Source organism: Agromyces italicus DSM 16388, assembly GCF_000421545.1.
GTDB lineage: Bacteria > Actinomycetota > Actinomycetes > Actinomycetales > Microbacteriaceae > Agromyces > Agromyces italicus.
In genome coordinates, this window is record NZ_ATXF01000011.1 from 53,153 (window position 1) to 69,420 (window position 16,268).

A 16,268-nucleotide genomic window follows, 5' to 3' on the forward strand; every position below is an offset into this window, starting at 1 on the left:
CACCGGACAGTGGTTTGCGCGGCATCGGAAGGGCCTGCGATGAGGCTGGCCACCGACTCTTGCATTCTCGATTTCTCGGATCGAGAGGCGGTCGTAGGGCTTGCGAGATCGGTCGAGGCCGACGCCGTTGTCTCAGTCGGTTCAGATATCGCCGGGATCGTTGCTGCCGACGTGAGCGAACAATTGGAGCTGCCGACACTGGTGAGTTCGATCACCGCTGAGCTTTGCAATTCGAAAGGGCGGATGCGTGAGAGGCTTGCGTCGTCGCAGGCTGGGGTCGGATTCGAGGTGATCGGTCCGGGGGATCTGGCACGGCTCGAAACGGCCCAGTTGCCGGTCTTCGTGAAACCCGCATCTGCGCAGGGGCAGCGCGCGATCGCGCTGGCTGAGGACAGAGAGTCCCTGCGAGAATCGGTGGCTGCCGCCCAAGCGGCGAGCCGAGACGGGCACGCGATTCTGGAGGAATACCTCGACGGACCAGAACTGTCTGCCAACGGCTATGTCGTCGATGGGCGTGTCGTGTTCACTGCAGTGTCAGACAGGGAGACGTGGCCGGCGTTCGTCGGATTGGTGAGCGCGCATCGGTGGCCGTCGGTGTGGGCATCTTCCGAACTTGAGTCGGAAGTCCATGCTCTGCTGCAGACGGTCGTTGATCGAATGAACATCGAACATGGCTCGGTCTACGCGCAGGTCAAGCTCTCAGGCGGGCGCCCTCGTCTCGTGGAAGTGGCGCCGCGACTCGACGGCTGCCACCTTTGGAGACTGATCCGGGCGGCTACGGGCGTCGACCTGCTTTCGATCGCGATCGAGCACACCATCGATGGACGGCAGCCGTCCGTGCGAGATTTCGAGCCGACCAAAGCACACCCGCACCGGCTCGACTTCATCTGTCAACCGACCGGGGGGAGCGCCGACTATTCAGGTTGGGTGGGAGGGCCGCTCGGAGGCACCTACTACAATCAGGGCGACGAGATCCGTTCGGTGAACGGGCGCTTCGAGAAGATCGGTTACTCGATATCCGCGGTGCCGGAATGAGCTCACCTCTGATTGCGATCGTCGGAGGGACCGGGCTCCTCGGGCGCCACCTCCAATCCGAGCTTTCGAGGCATGGCCTGGACATGATTGTGCTCTCGCGGAATCGACCCGAGACCACGAACTCTGATTGGCTTCGCTTACCTGACGATCCCGCCGACCTGACCCGGACCTTCTCCGCATGCGACGCGGTGGTCAACCTCGCTGCGCAGCGAAGCCCGATGGGCGGAGTGGAACCGCAGTTGGCGAATACGTTGCTCGTCTCGAAAGTGCTCGACGCCGCGGCGGATGCCGGAGTTCGGGCGTTTGTCAACGCGTCGTCCATTTCGGTCTACGGCACGGGTGGATCGTTGCCTTGGCCTGAATCCGTCAAGCCTCATCCGAACTCGTACTACGGAATCATGAAGCTCGCCGGGGAGTTTCTCGTCGAGAGACGCGCGGTCGATTTTGACGCCTGCGTTAACCTGAGGCTTGCTCACTTGTTCGGCGAGGGCGAACACAACAACTACATGATCAACCGCTTTATGCGCTTGGCGTACAACAAGCTGCCACTGCCGTTGAACGCACCGGCCATCGCCGAGCGCGACTTCCTCTACGCAGGCGAGGCGGCCAGGGCGATCAGGCTCAGCCTCGCGCAGCGGCGCGTTCGCGGTACGTTGAACATCGGATCGGGCGTGGGATTGACGAATCTCGATGTCGCGATGGCAGTCAATGAAGGATTCCGTAGCCGGGCCGGGACTGTCATGGCTGACTCTACGGCGACTGAAGGAATAAAGAGTTCTGTGATGAACGTTGCAAGGGCCGCCTCGGAGATCGACTTCGTCTCGAGGATTTCCATGCTCGAGGCGATGAGCGCGATCTCCGAGGGTATGCGTCGAAGGGGCGGGGATGTACCGATCGATTATTAAGCGCGCGGCGGACGTGCTGCTTGCCATCGCGCTCTTGCCATTGCTCGGTGTCGCTGCGGCAGTTATCGCAATCGCGATCAAATTGGATGACCGAGGACCGGTCTTCTACAGGTCGAATCGGCTCGGTCTGCACATGCGCGAGTTCAGCATGTTCAAGTTCCGCACGATGCACGTCGCGGCGCCCGACATCCGGAATCCCGATGGATCGACGTTCAACGCCTCAACAGATTCACGTGTCACTCGCCTCGGCAGATTCCTTCGCGGCAGCAGCCTCGATGAGCTTCCTCAGATCATCAACGTTCTCCGAGGCGAGATGAGTTTCATCGGTCCGAGGCCAAGCCCACTGGGGAACGAACACACATACTCCGATGCCTTCCGCCAAAAGTTCAGGGTCCGACCCGGACTCACCGGTCTGAGTCAAGCCAAGCTGAGGAACCGAGCGACTCGTGACGACAGAATCCGACTCGACACCTACTACGTCGAGAATGTATCTCTGAAGCTTGATCTGCAGATCGTGTTCACGACGATCAAGACTGTGGCGCGCGCGGAGAACGTCAACCAGAACTGATAGGCGAAATGTCTTCTACACTGATCCTTCTCACGAACTACTTTCCCTACTTCAAGGGCGAGGAATACCTGGAGGCGGAGATCGAAGTACTCGCCGAGCACTTCGACCAGGTGGTCGTAGTGCCGACGATGAAGACGGCGGGGATGACGACAACGCGTTCGCTCCCGGTCGGAGTGGATGTCCTAGATCTTGATCTCGGATTGTCGCGAACCGCGAAGATGCGCGCGCTTCTCCGGCCCGACTCTGCTCCGCGGCATCGTGATCGACGCTTTGGGCCGGTACGACATCCTCTGCGCTCGGCGTACGACCGGTACTTCGAGGGGCGTGCTCTCGGTGCTTTCGAGCAGATCGAGCGCGCGTTGATGGCTGGTCGAATTCCGGTGGGCTCTTCGATCGTCATCTACAGCTACTGGTTCTACGTGACCGCGCGAATCGGGGTCGCACTCAAGAACCAGACATTCCGCGGGCGCGCCATCCTCGTCTCGAGGGCTCACGGGTACGACGTCAATGTCTCCGCCTCGAGGTTGAACTACCTGCCGATGCGCGAGAGTCTGCTCGAGGGGGCGGACCACGTCTACCCAGTCGCCGATTCCGCTTCGAACTACCTTCGAGCCCGATATCCCGCATTCGCGCGAAAGGTCCAGACTCGACGCCTCGGATCGCCAGCGGTCACTGCGAGCGTGCGTGCCTCCCGTGAGCAGTTGAGGATCGTCACCTGTTCGACGGTCCGCGGGCTCAAGCGCCTCGACGTCATCGCCGATGCCGTTGGGATCCTGCGTTCCGCGGGGCACGACGTGGTATGGACTCACATCGGAGGTGGAAAGCAGTCCGACGTTGACCGCCTCACTCGACATGTGGAGAGGCTCAAGCTTCAGGAGTTTTGCGCGTTCCTCGGACATCTGAGCAATATCGAGGTCCGCCAATGGTACGCCGGTAATCGTGCGACGGTGTTCGTCAATGCGTCTTCGAGCGAGGGCGTGCCTGTCTCGATTATGGAGGCGATGAGCGTTGGCCTCCCGGTCGTGGCCACCGATGTAGGTGGGACACGCGAATTGATCACGGCCGACATGTTCCAGGGGCTCGTCGCGGCGGGCGCTGACGGATCCGTATTGGCTGACCGTCTTCTCGCGCTCTTCGCGCTCACTGATTCTCAGTATGCGGCGGTGGCGCACGCGTCGCGGGCGGCATGGGAGGAAAACTGGAACGCAGATTCCAACTATCGGAGCTTTGCGCATGAGATCGCGGGAATGACATGAGGGCTGCGCTCGTGCCATCGAGCGGGGCTAGCCCTGTCAGCAACTCCCGGATGGTATCGAACGCGGTGGTGTGGCTGCTCGTTCTGCTAGCGAGTGTCGCTGCGGCGTTCGCATGGATGGCGAACGAGCCACTCCCATTACTCGGAGCGCTGCTGGCACTCATTCTGTCCATCGGCATCTGGGTTCTGTCAGGTCTGGACACGCGATACGCGCTCGGGGCTTTCGTCGCATGTATGGTCGTCTTCCTCGTCGGGAGAATGGTCATCGCCGCAGTATTCGGAAGCGAAGGGCGGGCAGTCGGGATACTCGGGACCAACTTTCGGGACCCAGCGATTGTGTCCTACTCGATTGCAGCGATCTTCGTCGCGTGTCTGGGGATGATGCTCGGTGCAATGGCGGTCGCACTTCTCGCCCGCGCGCCCAAGACCACGATGAGTCGAGATGATCCGGCACGGATCCGACCTCTCCGAACCACGGCGATCGTCCTTCTCGCTTTCGCGGTGCCGAGCTACGCGCTGCAATCGCTGGCACTCGCGAGCTTCGTCGGAAGCTCCGGATTCTACGAAGTACGACTGAACTACCAGTCGCCTCTTCCGCTTCCAATCGCGGTCCTCGCCTCAGTGCTCGACGTGGCCTTCTTCGGGTATCTGGCGACGATGCCCTCGCGGCGCCATGTCGGAATCGCGAGCGCGGCCTACCTCGGGGCGCTAGCGACATCGCTGCTGACCTGGCAGCGCGCGGATTTCATGTTGGGCGCGCTGACGGTTCTCGTCTACGTGTTCTTCCGGAACGCAACCGAAACGACTGGTAGGCGCTGGATCACGGGGCGCGGCGTCGCGGTCGCTCTGGTCGCCTTCCTGCCGATGGTCGCTCTTCTGGGTCTCGTTAACCAGTTGCGAGGGCGCACGACAGGCTCGACCTTCCCGGGGTTCGGGATCGTCGACTTCTTTTTTGACCAGGGCGTGAGTGTCAACGTCATCGGCTACGTCAAAGAGTTCGAGAGTCTGATACCCCAGGGCCGGTACTATTCTTTCGGGTCCCCAATCGAGCTCTGGATGTCGCGCGTTGCCCCCCTCTTCGGGAGCGGCCAGGAATTCGTCGGTCAGAGCGCGGAACGGGCTGCGGACGGACACCAGCTTGCTCACACCATCAGTTACATCGTGATGCCGCAGGTATATCTGACGGGTAGCGGCTACGGCTCGAGCTTCGTCGCCGAGTTGATTGTGGACTTCGGATTCGCCGGCCTTGCCATCGGCGCCCTGATTCTCGGGGCCATCCTCATGGTCATCCCACGGTGGATGCAGCGAGGCTGGTTCGCGCGTCTCCTCTCGCTGTTGCTGGTACAGCAGTTGCTCTTCGCGCCGCGAGCTAGTCTGACCCAATGGGTCGTCCTGCCGTTCAGCCCACCGGTGCTGGCTGTCCTGATTCTGATGCTGGTCGTCTGGACCTTCTCGGGGTATCAGGGGCGCCTCGGGGTGGCCCGTGTCGATCGATCGAGGCACGTTGTCTGAGGGCTCGAAGAGGTTCATCCGCGGATTCACGTATGTGCTTGGGTCGAACCTGACCGGACTTCTTGCGAACTCGGTCCTGATATTCGGACTTCCTTTCGTTCTCACGACCGAAGAGTACGGCTACTGGCAGCTCTACCAGTTCTTCTCCCTCTATCTGGGGTACGTGACATTCGGCATCACCGACGGCGTGCTCCTACGGTATGCGGGGAGTCTTCGCAGGGACCTCCGCGCAGGATCGATCTCATCGCAGTTCTGGATACTCGGCCTTCTCGTTACCCCGATGCTGGGGCTGATCGCATATATCTCTTCTCAATTCGAGACGGACTCCGTGAACGAGGTCCTCCTCTGGGCCGCGGCACTTGGATCCATGCTGTTTATTCCGCGGACGCTTGTGACGAGTTCTGCCCAGGCTGCGAACGAGCTGAGTCGATTCGCAATGCTGAACTCGATAGATCGTGTTCTCGCTTGCGTCTTCACAGTCGGCTTGATCGCCCTCGGAGTGCGGGAACTCTACTGGCTCGTGTTGGCCGACCTCGGAGCGAAACTCATCGCACTCGCCGTTTCAGTCGTCGTTGAGAGGTCGCTGGTGTTCAGTCGCTGGCCTTCGTTCAAGGGTGTCGTGTCTGAAACGTGCGCGAACGTGCGTGCCGGCTCGATGGTGCTGGTTGCGAACCTCTCGGTGATCCTCGTTCCGGGTGTGGCTCGCTTTGTCGTCGAGCAATATTGGTCAATCGAAGAATTCGGCATGGTGAGTCTCGCGTTCAACGTCTCGAACATGCTGCTCGTCGTCGTAATGTCGCTGTCGATCACTGTGTTCCCCGCCTTGCGTCGGCTCGATCGACGGCGCTATCCGACGCTCTTCGAGGCAGCTCGGTCTGTGATCACCCCGGTTCTCTTTGCCATTCTGCTCTTGTTCTACGTGGTCGCCGCGGCCGTCGACTGGCTCATCCCCGACTATGGGCCCGCGGTTCTGTTCCTTTCGATCCTGTTCCCCGCCTTCGTGTATGAAGCGCGGCTCCGGGTGCTCGCCTCGAACTTCCTCAAGGCGATTCGACGGGAACGGACACTGATGTGGATCAACATTGCGAGTGTCGCCGCGATCGTGCCGCTCTCGTGGTTGGGCGCATCGGTGTTTCACAGTATCGAGCTCACACTCGCGACAGTGCTTCTCGTCACCGCCATCAGATGTGCCGTTTCGGAGGCAGTCCTCACGCGCATTATCGGTGGTCGATGGCTGAGCTGGGCCGTCATCGATGCGTCGATGGTCTGCGTTTTCCTTGTAACGACCATCTGGCTTCCCCTGCCTCTCGGAATGCTGGGCTATGGGCTGGTCTGCGCAGGCTACTGGCTCGGTGTGCACCGGAGATTCGCGGATGGTGCGGCCGCGCTTCGTTCTGCGATGTAACACATCGGACCAATGGCTCAGAATGGTCATCGAATCGCGATGCGTCACCCTTGGAGGGAGGGCTGTGCCGGTTTCGCGTGCGGCCCCGAGTCATCGATCAAGGAGTCCAGCGGTCCATCAGCGGCCGTTTCCGCCGGCCTCGACGTCCGTCTAGCCACGGCCGATTAGGATTCCTCGAGTGGGTAGACGATCACAGGCGAAGACGAAGCGACCGCTGATGAAGAGCGCTCGGCTATGGGTTCCGGTATGCATTGCCGTGGTGGTCGTCACGCTCACGGTCATCGCGATCGTGCTAGCGACACGTGCCCTCGCCGCGAAAGGTTCACTCGAACAGGCGATCCCACTCGCGCAGAGGGTCCAGGCGCAGATCGTTGCAGGCGATTCCACCGCCTCAGCCACAGCTGACGAGCTCGCGGATCACACAGCGGAGGCTCGTGCCCAAACCGATTCGCCGCTTTGGCGCGCGTTCGAATGGGTACCGGTGCTCGGGTCGAACCTCGAAGCTGTGCGACTGGCTGCGAAGTCGACCGACGAGCTCGTCAAGGGTGCCGTCCAACCGGCCGCTGCGCTGAGTCTCGATGCGCTCAAACCAGTCGATGGAGCATTCGATCTGGCCTCGTTGGCGGAGCTCGCTGACGTCGTCGACGGCGCCACAGCTACGGTTCGCGCCGTCGCCGAAGAACTCGACACGATCGACCGCGGTGAGCTGCTCGATCCGGTTGCTGATGGGATCGAGCAACTCGACAACACGGTGGCGAACGGCGAGCCGATCCTCGAGACGGCTCAGCGAACCCTGCGGGTGCTGCCAGCCGCGCTCGGCGCCGATGGGCCGCGCCGCTACCTGATGATGTTCCAAGGCAACTCCGAGGCGCGCAGTCTTGGCGGCAACCCCGCGGCTCTCCTCGTCCTCAGAGTCGACGGCGGTGCCGTCTCGATTGCGCAGCAGGCCTCCAGCTTTGATTTCGAGAACGCTCGCTCCACGCCGGTGATGGAGCTTGACCCCGAGGCAGTCGCGATCTATGGCGACAAGATTGGTCGATGGATCCCCGACATCACGATGACGCCCGATTTCACATACTCCGCGGCATTGATGCGGGCATACTGGGCTGAAACCTTTGGTACACCCATCGATGGCGTGATTTCGTTCGACCCGGTTGCTCTCAGCTATCTCCTGACCGCCACAGGACCGCTGACGCTCACTACGGGCGAACAGCTCACCGCTGAGAACGCGGTATCGCTCCTATTGAATGAGGTGTATTTCCGCTACGAAGAACCTTCGATGCAGGATGCCTTCTTCGCGGCGACGGCGGGGACCGTGTTCACCTCGCTCACTCGGGGCGGCGCCGAGCCGCAGGCGCTCGTCGCCGCACTCGCCCGGGCTGTGGACGAAAGACGTCTGATGTACGCCCCCTCGAGCGACGCCGAAGCCGATGCCATCGCTGGAACCAGCATCGCAGGGCGGCTGCCGACAACGAACGAAGAAGTCACCACTTTGGGCGTCTTCGTGAATGACAACACGGCGTCTAAAAAGGACTACTACATCGACATGGCCATCGTGGCGCACGCGACACGGTGTGAGGTCAATGCTCCGCCGAAGTTCACCGGCACTGTCACGCTCACGTCCGCGCTCGATGAGGCGACGGCCGCAGGTCTGCCCGATTACGTCAGAGGTCCGTATTTCGCGCCGGATACGATCAGCACGTATCTCGTGCTTTACGGTCCGGTCGGCGGCTCGCTGACGGCTGTGACGCTTGATGGCACTCCGGCCGAGATTCTCAGCTCCGGCAACCATCTCGGCCGCCCTGCCGTAAAGGTGGAAGTCCGAAGCGGGCCCTTGTCCGTCCATGAGGTCGGATTCACGTTCACTGGTCCCGAGGGTGGCGAGGAAGGTGGCCCGATTGAAGTGAGGCACACTCCGATGGTACGAAATACCCCGGTGAGTGTGAGCGAGCCGCGATGCTGAACAGGTTTGGAAGTGCGAGTACGTCGTTGCGGTTCGGGACCCTTCGCGCACCGAGCCCGCCCATCGGGCAGCGATAACCAGAAAGGAGCCCGACTGCATGCGCATCCTCATCACCGGAGGTTTGGGATTCATTGGATCACAGGTGGCGGTAAGTGCGATCTCCGATGGCCACGAAGTCGTAATCCTCGATGACGAATCCACAGGCCGTGCCACGGCTGTGGAGCGGATCCGTCGAGTGACAGGGATCGCGCCTCAAAGAGTCACACGAGACGTGAGATCACCCGATGCCCTCGATGCTGTTCTCGAGCAGGGGATCGATACCGTCATCCACTGCGCTGGCGCAAAGTCCGTCGGCGATTCGGTCCACACTCCGCTCAAGTACTACGACATCAACGTTGGCGGTACCATGCGCCTCCTAGAGCGCATGGCCGCGAACGGAGTAAACCGGTTGGTGTTCAGTTCGTCGGCGACGGTCTACGGAGCTCCAGAACGACTGCCGCTGACGGAGGACAGCATGGTCGGGTTCGGCTTGACGAATCCCTACGGGCGGACGAAATACATCGCGGAGTTGCTCCTTCAGGATGCGGCGAACGCCCATCCGGAGCTTGAGATCACGCTCCTCCGATACTTCAATCCCATCGGTGCACATGAGAGTGGGCTCATCGGTGAAGACCCGTCCAGTAGGCCGACGAACGTGTTCCCTCTGATTGCCGAGGCGGCGGTCGGGGCACGAGATCACGTCGTCGTCTTTGGAGACGACTACGCGACTCCGGATGGCACCGGCGTACGAGACTACATCCACGTGACGGATCTCGCGGATGGCCATCTCGCTGCGGTCGCGGGACTACGACCGGGCGTCCAAACGTTCAACCTGGGTACAGGTCGAGGTACGTCGGTCCTGGAACTTATCCATGAGTACGAGCGAGCGTCCGGAAACCCCATCGAATACATCATCGGGGAACGACGCCAGGGGGATGTGGCGTCGTGCTATGCCGACGCAGCGAAGGCCGCGACCGAGCTCGGTTGGACTGCTCGCCGTACGGTCGCGGATGCTTGTGAGGATAGCTGGAAGTGGCAGAAGACCCTGCACGGGTAGCGCTTCGCGGCTTCGAACCGCGAGTTCCAGACACTCTCTGCACAGGACCCAACAGCTGGCGGGGAGAGCCGTAGTGTGGCTGATAGCTGCGTTCACCGGGCGGCAGTTCACCCGACTCACTCAGGATTGACGAATAATCTCGCACGGTGACTGAAACCAGCCTCGCTCCGACGCGCCGACGGCGTGGACTCTCAATCACTCTCATCGTGATCGGGGTCACCGTTCTCGGCACCGTAGCGATGGGCACGATCTGGGCGGCTTCGGTTGCATCGAAATTCGACAGTGGCACCGAGAAGATCGACAAGGCATTTCCCGACGAGTCATCGCGGCCGGCAGAGCCCACGGGCGCCGCGGCGGGGGCGCAGAATATCCTGCTGCTCGGCTCCGACACGCGCGGAGAGGTCGACGATATCGATGACCTCGAAGGGCAGCGATCAGACACGATGATGATCGTGCACGTGCCGGCCGATCGGCAGAATGTCACGGTCATGTCGATCATGCGCGACACGTGGGTCGACATTCCCGGGCATGGGAGCGCCAAGATCAACGCGGCGCTGTCGTACGGCGGCGTGCCGCTCGCGGTGCAGACCGTCGAGTCGCTCACCGGATCGCGGATCGACCACGTCGCCATCATCGACTTCGAAGGGTTCAAGGGACTCACGGACGCGCTCGGCGGTGTCGATGTGAGCAACCCGATCGCCTTCGAAAGCTCACAAAAACCAGGGCTGGTCTTCGATGAGGGGTTCATCCATCTCAACGGTGAAGACGGGCTCGTCTTCACGCGCGAGCGCTACGCCTTCGATGACGGCGATTACCAGCGGGTCCGCAACCAGCAGCTGTACCTGCGAGCGATCATCAACCGATTCTTGAGCAGCGAGACGCTCACGAATCCCGCCCGCATCGGCGAATCGATCGGCGCCATCGCGCCGTTCCTCACCGTCGACCGGGAGCTCACGAGCGGGTATGCCGGCGGGCTCGGCCTCGAGTTGCGCGAGGTACGCGGCGATGACATCACATTCTTCACGCTGCCGACCTCGGGGACGGGCACCTCTGACGATGGGCAATCGATCGTTGTGCTCGACGGGGCACGACTCCCGGAGGTTCAGGCTGCATTCGCGAGGGGCACGCTCGACGAGTTCGCCGCGAAGGTTCTCGCGGAATCCGCGGCTGGCTAGAACATGCGAAAGGGGTTTCGAGATGCTTGCTGACGCTCGCTCCTCAACCCACTGGGTGCGCTCGCTCCTCAACCCACTGGGTGCGCTCGCTCCTCAACCAGCTGGTGAGGCCACCCGCCGACGTGCCAGCACACCGACCACGAGGATTCCGACCGCCGCCCCCGCGGTGTTCGCGACCACGTCGCTCACCGTCGGAAACCGCGTCGGCAGGCTCAGCTGCACCAGCTCGATCGTGAGGCTCGTCGAGAAGCCGAGCGCGATCACCGCCCACGCGGGCAGCCCGCGCCAGGCGACGGCGACGAGCGCGCCGAACGGCACGAAGAGCACGATGTTCGCGGCGAATTCGATCACGACCGCCGCGGGCTCGCGGGGCACGCCGACGGTGGCGACGAGGTCGGCGGCCCACGCGACCAGCCCGGTCACGCGGCCCGCCTCGGGCGCCGGCAGAAACACGATGAGCCCGACCGCGACGAGGTAGGGCAGGAGGGCGCAGCGCGCGGCGACAGCGGTGCGCACCTCAGCTCGCCTTCGGCGCCCCGGGCCGGAACACGATCGAGTGGTAGAGCGTGAACCGCACGAGCACGACGACCACGATGCTCACGAGGTTCACCGCGTTCACGATGTACGGGCCGATCTCGCGGTCGAGCACGAGCGCCGCCGCCTCGACTCCCGCCCAGACGAGCAGGGCGCCGAGCGCCGTGCAGGCGGCGTTCACGAGCACGAACAGCACCACCTCGGCGATGCGGCCACGGCGATCGCGGTGCTTGAACGTCCACTCGCGGTTGCCGAAGTACGCGTTCACGAGCGCGACGAGTGAGGCGACGAGTTTCGCGGCCACCACGTCCCACCCGAGCGCGAGGTAGAGCACGTTGAACACCGCCACCTCGATCAGGGTGCTGATCGCGCCAACAGTGAGGAACCGGGCCCCGAGCCCGGCAAGACGGCGCCAGCGGGCTCGTTTCGACATCTCGACTACGCTACTACTCGAGCCGTGCGACCCGCGCACGGCGGTCGCTGTGGGAGATGGCGTGCGCCTGAATCACCTCGCCGTCGTCATGCCGGCGTACAACGAGGCGGCCGGCATCGCCGGATTCCTCACCGAGCTCGACGAACACCTCGCGCCGCTGACGCATCGGCTCGACCTGGTCGTCATCGACGACCGGTCGACGGATGCCACGGCGACAGTGCTCTCCTCCCTCGCAGGCGAGCTGACGAGCCTCCGGTCGGAGACCGCCGACGTCAACCGGGGGCACGGGCCCACGGCCCTCGCCGCCTACCGTACCGGGCTCGGGCTCGGGCCCGAGCTGATCGTGCACATCGACGGTGACGGGCAGTTCTCCGGAGCCGATGTCGCGCGCCTCGTCGAAGCGGCCCTCGACACCGGAGCCGACGTCGTGCACGGAGTTCGAACGGGGCGCACCGACCCGTGGTTCCGCCGCGTGCTCACCGCCGGCGTCGGGGGCATCGTGACGGTCGTCGCGGGCCGCCGCATCCCCGACGTGAACACGCCGTTGCGCGCCTATCGGCCACAGGTGCTGACGACGCTCGTCACCGCTGTGCCCGCAGATGCGCTGGTGCCGCACGTGCACTTCTCGCTCGCCGAAGCCCGCCGCGGCCTCGCGGTACGTTACCTGCGGGTGGCGAGCCTGCCGCGTCGCGGCGGCGACGAGCAGGGCACCATGTGGGCAGAGACGGATGCCCCGGCGCGGCGCGCCCCGATGCTGCCCCCAAGGCGGCTGCGCACCTTCGCCCGTGCCGCGGCCGGCGAACTCTGGCGGGTGTCGCTGAGCCCGCGGCGGGCACGTTGAGCTTCGTCGCCTCGTACACGCTCGGGCGCAGCGGGCGCATCAGTGGCGCGACCTTCCTCTGGACCGTCATCGCGACCGTGCTCGTCGTCGCGAACGTCGTCGTCATCGCGTCGGCGTTCACGACCGTGCGCCTTTGGGAGGACGAGGCCTTCAACCTCACCGTGCCGCTGAACCTGCTGCGCGGTCTCGGCTACACGAGCGACGGCACCCTCTCGGGCAGCGAGCTCACCCCGTTCGACGTGCGCATCTCGACCGGGCCCACGATGCTGCTGCCGGTCGCGGGCCTCATCGGCGCGGGCCTCGACCCGGTGGTCGCGGGCCGCCTCGTCGGGCTCGCCGGCTACCTCCTGCTCATCGTGAGCCTTGCGCTGCTCGGCGCGCGCCTCGGCGGGCGCTGGGCCGGCCTTGCGGCAGCGGCGTTGCCCCTCGCCTACGCGGCCGATGTGGGGCTGTCGCCTATCCAGACCCCCATCGACTTGCTCGGCGAGGTCAGCGCGGCGGGGCTGCTCGTCGCCGCGCTGCTCGTGCTGCATCGCCGGCCCTGGCTCGCCGGTCTCCTCGTCGGCCTCGCCATGCAGACGAAGTTCATCGCGGCGCTGGCTCTGCCGGCGTTCGCGATCGCCGCGCTGCTCGACCAGCCCGGGTCGAGCATCCTGCAGCGGGCTCGCGGCGCGCTGCCGCGCGTGCTCGCCGCCGCCGCATGCGCCGCGGCACCGACGGTCGTGTTCGAGCTCGTGAAGCTCGCGTCGCTCGGCTGGGCCGGCTACCTTCAGAACCTGCGGAACTTCGCGGGATTCCTGCTCGGCGGTGGGCAACATGGGTTCGCGGTGCCGCCGATCGAGAAGCTCGGAGCGATGTTCTCGGCCTGGCATCTGCCGTGGTGGCTCGTGACGATCGTGATCGCCATCGCGCTTGCACTTGCGGTCACCGGGGCCAGAGTTGTGTTGCGCGAGCCGCGGTCGCTCGGAGTGGTCGGGCATGCGCGCGTCAGCCTTCGCGAATTCGCCGTCGTGATCGGTGTCGCGTTCCTCGGTCTCGCGAGCTACCTTGCGTGGTGGTTGCTCTCATCGCACACGCCGACCTGGCTGCGCCATCCGGCGCCGGCCGTGCTCGCGTTCGCTCCGGTGCTCGCCGCCGCAGCGATCACGCTCGGCCGCATCGCACTGCGGGGTGCCGAGCGAGCGCCTGCCGAGCGGGCGCGTAAGGCCGTCGCCGGAACACTCGCCGTCGCGGGCATCGCCCTGCTCGTGGCATCCGTCTGGGGCCGCACTCTGCAGCCAGGCTACCCGACGGGGGAGACGCTCACCGACCAGCGTGCGGCTGCGAGTCGCGTCGCCGAACTCGGCTCCGAGTGGTTTGCGAGTCCGTGGGGCTCCGAGGTCGTCATCGTCGTGTTGTCGGGGGCGCACTCGGGGCTCGTCGACGCCGGTGACGCCGTGCGGGGCGACCTCCAGCTCTGGCACGCCGCACGTCTTCCCGAGAGCTGCGACCCCCTGCTCGAGGCGGGTCGTTACCGCGTCTGCGCGGCGCCATCTCCCTGACCCGCCAGGCCGCCTCTGGCGCAGCGACCCCATCCGCGTGAAGATGGAGTCGAGGAGGTCGCCGCATGAAGGAGATCGTCGTCGGAGTGAGCGTTGCCGAACGCGCGGGCCTCTTGGCCGTTCGGTGGGCCGCGGAGCAGGCCGTCGCTCGCCGCACGAGGCTGCGGCTCCTGCACGTCGTCGACGAGGCGATCGAAGCGAGCGGCGACGCCGATCTGCTCCTCGCGGTGATCGACGCCGCCCGCGAGTCGCTGGCGGTCGCGGCCGAGGCCGCCCGTGCGGTCGACCCGTCGCTCGAGATCGTCTCCGACCTCGAGCAGGGCTCCCCGATCACCCACTTCGAGCAGCGTTCGCGCGACGCCGAACTCCTCGTCGTCGCCAGCGATTCGCACGGCGGCAAGCGGCCGAGCCGGCGCGGTGTGCACAGCCTCCGCATCGCCGCGGCGAGCCACGCCCCGGTCGCGGTCGTGCCCGACATCGACGTCTCCGCGCGATCCGGCGTCGCCGTCGGCATCGACGGTTCGGACGTCGGGGCGCGAGCACTCGAATTCGCGGCCGGCGAGGCCGAGCGGCTCGGCTGCCCGCTCATCGCGGTGCACGCGTGGGATCTCGCGCTGATGGCCGGCGGCGAGTACGGCTACGGCGTCTCCGCATTCGCCATGGACGACCTCACGCGGGCCGCGCACGAGGTGCTCGCCGATGCGCTCGCCCCGCTCGAACGATCCCGCCCGGGGCTCGAGATCGATCGCCGGGTGGTCGCCGGCGACCCGGTCATCGCCCTCGCCGATGCCGCAGCCGAGGCCGAGCTCCTCGTCGTCGGAAGCCACGGGCGAGGCGCCCTCGCGCGGTTCCTGCTCGGCTCGGTCAGCCACGGCGTGCTCGCCCGCCTCGAGGCCCCTACGGTCGTCGTGCGGTGACGGCCCCCGCCGGGCTGGGCGCGCGGGTGCGCGACCGCCCGGAGCCCCGTGTCGACGGCATCGACGCCGCTCGCGGCCTCGCCCTCACCGGCATGTTCGTGGCCCACGTCGCGCCGGCCGCGGCGACCCCCGAGCTCGCCGAGCTCATCGCGATCGCCGACGAACGGCCGCGGCTGCTCTTCGCGCTCACCGCCGGGTTCGGGCTCGGGTTCCTCACCGGGGGCATCCGCCCCGTGACGCAGGGCCGCTGGGTGCTGCGCCGCCAGCTCGCCGTGCGCGCCGTCATCCTGATCGCACTGGGTCTCATCATCGGAGCGACGCTCCACCCGCTCGTGTTCATCATCCTCGACGTCTACGGCGTGGCGTTCCTCATCATGTTGCCGTTGCTGTTTCTGCCGGCCCGCGTCGCACTGGGCCTCGGCGCGGCGCTGCTCGCGGTCGCACCCGGCCTCGCGATGGCTGCGCAGTACGCCCCCGAGCTGATGGCGGCGCGAGAGGGCGACGCGCGTCTCCTGTTCGACTGGCTGCTCACCGGCGCGTACCCGGTGATCGTGTGGGTGCCGGTGATGCTCATCGGCCTCGGGCTCGCGCGACTCGGGGCCGCGGATGCACGGGCGGTGCCGCGCTACGCGCTCGTGGGCGCGCTCACCGCGGTCGTCATGCTTCCGCTCACGCGCCTGCTGCCCGCCGAAGCGGATGCCACCGCATCGCCCGCGGAGCACGCGATCTCCGCCTCGGCGCTCGCGCTCGGCAACGTGGGCGTCGGACTCGTCGTCGTTGCGACGATGGTGGCGCTCACCGCGCGCGCCCGTCCGGCCGTGACACGGATCGCGAGGCCCGTGCTCGCGCCGTTGACCGCGATGGGGGCCATGCCGCTCACGATCTACACCCTGCATCTGGTGGCGATCTCGGCGGCCAAGCGGGTCGAAGACGGTGTCGTGACCGATGACTCCTGGGCGTTGACGGTCGGGCTCATCGTCGGAGGGATGGCGTTCGCGTGGCTCTGGCGGCGGTATCTCGGTCGCGGGCCGCTCGAGCGGTTGCTGCGTGCGGCAAGCGGGCGTGGGCGCGGCGAGGTCTGATTCGAG

The 16,268-nt window shown here is 65.2% G+C and carries 15 protein-coding genes; 13 read left to right on the forward strand and 2 right to left on the reverse strand.

The features are described from left to right. Positions 1 to 39: 39 nt before the first annotated feature. The 9 genes from H516_RS20670 (at position 40) to H516_RS0116165 (ending at position 10,914) form a co-directional block, all read left to right on the forward strand. A complete protein-coding gene (locus H516_RS20670) occupies positions 40 to 1,035 on the forward strand; it encodes an ATP-grasp domain-containing protein (RefSeq protein ID WP_022890741.1) in 996 nt (331 codons plus the stop codon). Continuing rightward, positions 1,032 to 1,940 carry an NAD-dependent epimerase/dehydratase family protein gene (locus H516_RS0116125; protein ID WP_022890742.1) on the forward strand — a complete coding sequence of 303 codons (909 nt, stop codon included), beginning with the start codon at positions 1,032 to 1,034 and terminating at the stop codon, positions 1,938 to 1,940. Before H516_RS20670 ends, H516_RS0116125 begins: the two co-directional genes overlap by 4 nt. Then, positions 1,921 to 2,508, forward strand: a complete 588-nt coding sequence (locus H516_RS0116130; RefSeq protein ID WP_022890743.1) for a sugar transferase — start codon at positions 1,921 to 1,923, stop codon at positions 2,506 to 2,508. The genes H516_RS0116125 and H516_RS0116130 overlap by 20 nt, the downstream gene beginning before the upstream one ends. A gap of 8 nt (positions 2,509 to 2,516) precedes the next feature. Beyond that, positions 2,517 to 3,764: a glycosyltransferase gene (locus tag H516_RS0116135; RefSeq protein WP_022890744.1), complete on the forward strand. Its 1,248-nt coding sequence runs from the start codon at positions 2,517 to 2,519 to the stop codon at positions 3,762 to 3,764. A 50-nt stretch (positions 3,765 to 3,814) separates the two neighbouring features. Continuing rightward, on the forward strand, positions 3,815 to 5,275 hold the full coding sequence (locus tag H516_RS0116140) for an O-antigen polysaccharide polymerase Wzy family protein (protein ID WP_022890745.1): 1,461 nt from the start codon (positions 3,815 to 3,817) through the stop codon (positions 5,273 to 5,275). Further along, positions 5,247 to 6,680 (forward strand): lipopolysaccharide biosynthesis protein, encoded by a 1,434-nt coding sequence (locus tag H516_RS0116150; protein ID WP_157432298.1) that lies wholly within the window; start codon positions 5,247 to 5,249, stop codon positions 6,678 to 6,680. The genes H516_RS0116140 and H516_RS0116150 overlap by 29 nt, the downstream gene beginning before the upstream one ends. Before the next feature lie 259 nt (positions 6,681 to 6,939). Continuing rightward, the gene (locus H516_RS20675; protein WP_169513531.1) at positions 6,940 to 8,643 is read left to right on the forward strand and encodes a DUF4012 domain-containing protein; all 1,704 of its coding nucleotides are present in this window, start codon (positions 6,940 to 6,942) and stop codon (positions 8,641 to 8,643) included. 97 nt (positions 8,644 to 8,740) lie between these two features. After that, complete coding sequence (gene galE / locus H516_RS0116160; RefSeq protein ID WP_022890747.1) at positions 8,741 to 9,739, forward strand: UDP-glucose 4-epimerase GalE; 999 nt, start codon at positions 8,741 to 8,743, stop codon at positions 9,737 to 9,739. Between the two features lie 146 nt (positions 9,740 to 9,885). Next, complete coding sequence (locus tag H516_RS0116165; RefSeq protein ID WP_026378910.1) at positions 9,886 to 10,914, forward strand: LCP family protein; 1,029 nt, start codon at positions 9,886 to 9,888, stop codon at positions 10,912 to 10,914. Between the two features lie 93 nt (positions 10,915 to 11,007). On the opposite strand, the gene H516_RS20680 is transcribed toward H516_RS0116165, so the two are convergent. After that, positions 11,008 to 11,430, reverse strand: a complete 423-nt coding sequence (locus H516_RS20680; protein WP_022890748.1) for a VanZ family protein — start codon at positions 11,428 to 11,430, stop codon at positions 11,008 to 11,010. Position 11,431: 1 nt separating this feature from the next. Continuing rightward, positions 11,432 to 11,881: a GtrA family protein gene (locus tag H516_RS20685; RefSeq protein ID WP_051138875.1), complete on the reverse strand. Its 450-nt coding sequence runs from the start codon at positions 11,879 to 11,881 to the stop codon at positions 11,432 to 11,434. A 61-nt stretch (positions 11,882 to 11,942) separates the two neighbouring features. Between H516_RS20685 and H516_RS0116180 the strand changes: the two genes are divergently transcribed. The 4 genes from H516_RS0116180 (at position 11,943) to H516_RS0116195 (ending at position 16,262) form a co-directional block, all read left to right on the forward strand. Then, complete coding sequence (locus H516_RS0116180) at positions 11,943 to 12,722, forward strand: glycosyltransferase family 2 protein (protein ID WP_157432299.1); 780 nt, start codon at positions 11,943 to 11,945, stop codon at positions 12,720 to 12,722. After that, positions 12,719 to 14,263 carry a hypothetical protein gene (locus H516_RS0116185; protein ID WP_022890751.1) on the forward strand — a complete coding sequence of 515 codons (1,545 nt, stop codon included), beginning with the start codon at positions 12,719 to 12,721 and terminating at the stop codon, positions 14,261 to 14,263. The genes H516_RS0116180 and H516_RS0116185 overlap by 4 nt, the downstream gene beginning before the upstream one ends. Before the next feature lie 65 nt (positions 14,264 to 14,328). Further along, positions 14,329 to 15,180 (forward strand): universal stress protein, encoded by an 852-nt coding sequence (locus tag H516_RS0116190; RefSeq protein ID WP_022890752.1) that lies wholly within the window; start codon positions 14,329 to 14,331, stop codon positions 15,178 to 15,180. Beyond that, positions 15,177 to 16,262 carry a DUF418 domain-containing protein gene (locus tag H516_RS0116195; RefSeq protein WP_022890753.1) on the forward strand — a complete coding sequence of 362 codons (1,086 nt, stop codon included), beginning with the start codon at positions 15,177 to 15,179 and terminating at the stop codon, positions 16,260 to 16,262. The genes H516_RS0116190 and H516_RS0116195 overlap by 4 nt, the downstream gene beginning before the upstream one ends. The last annotated feature ends 6 nt before the right edge of the window (positions 16,263 to 16,268 follow it).

Coding starts and splice junctions, on each gene's coding strand:
- H516_RS0116140 (WP_022890745.1), top strand. CDS start 3,815: ATGGTATCGAACGCGGTGGTGTGGCTGCTCGTTCTGCTAGCGAGTGTC.
- H516_RS20685 (WP_051138875.1), bottom strand. CDS start 11,881: ATGTCGAAACGAGCCCGCTGGCGCCGTCTTGCCGGGCTCGGGGCCCGG.
- H516_RS0116135 (WP_022890744.1), top strand. CDS start 2,517: ATGTCTTCTACACTGATCCTTCTCACGAACTACTTTCCCTACTTCAAG.
- H516_RS0116125 (WP_022890742.1), top strand. CDS start 1,032: ATGAGCTCACCTCTGATTGCGATCGTCGGAGGGACCGGGCTCCTCGGG.
- H516_RS20670 (WP_022890741.1), top strand. CDS start 40: ATGAGGCTGGCCACCGACTCTTGCATTCTCGATTTCTCGGATCGAGAG.
- galE (WP_022890747.1), top strand. CDS start 8,741: ATGCGCATCCTCATCACCGGAGGTTTGGGATTCATTGGATCACAGGTG.
- H516_RS0116190 (WP_022890752.1), top strand. CDS start 14,329: ATGAAGGAGATCGTCGTCGGAGTGAGCGTTGCCGAACGCGCGGGCCTC.
- H516_RS0116130 (WP_022890743.1), top strand. CDS start 1,921: ATGTACCGATCGATTATTAAGCGCGCGGCGGACGTGCTGCTTGCCATC.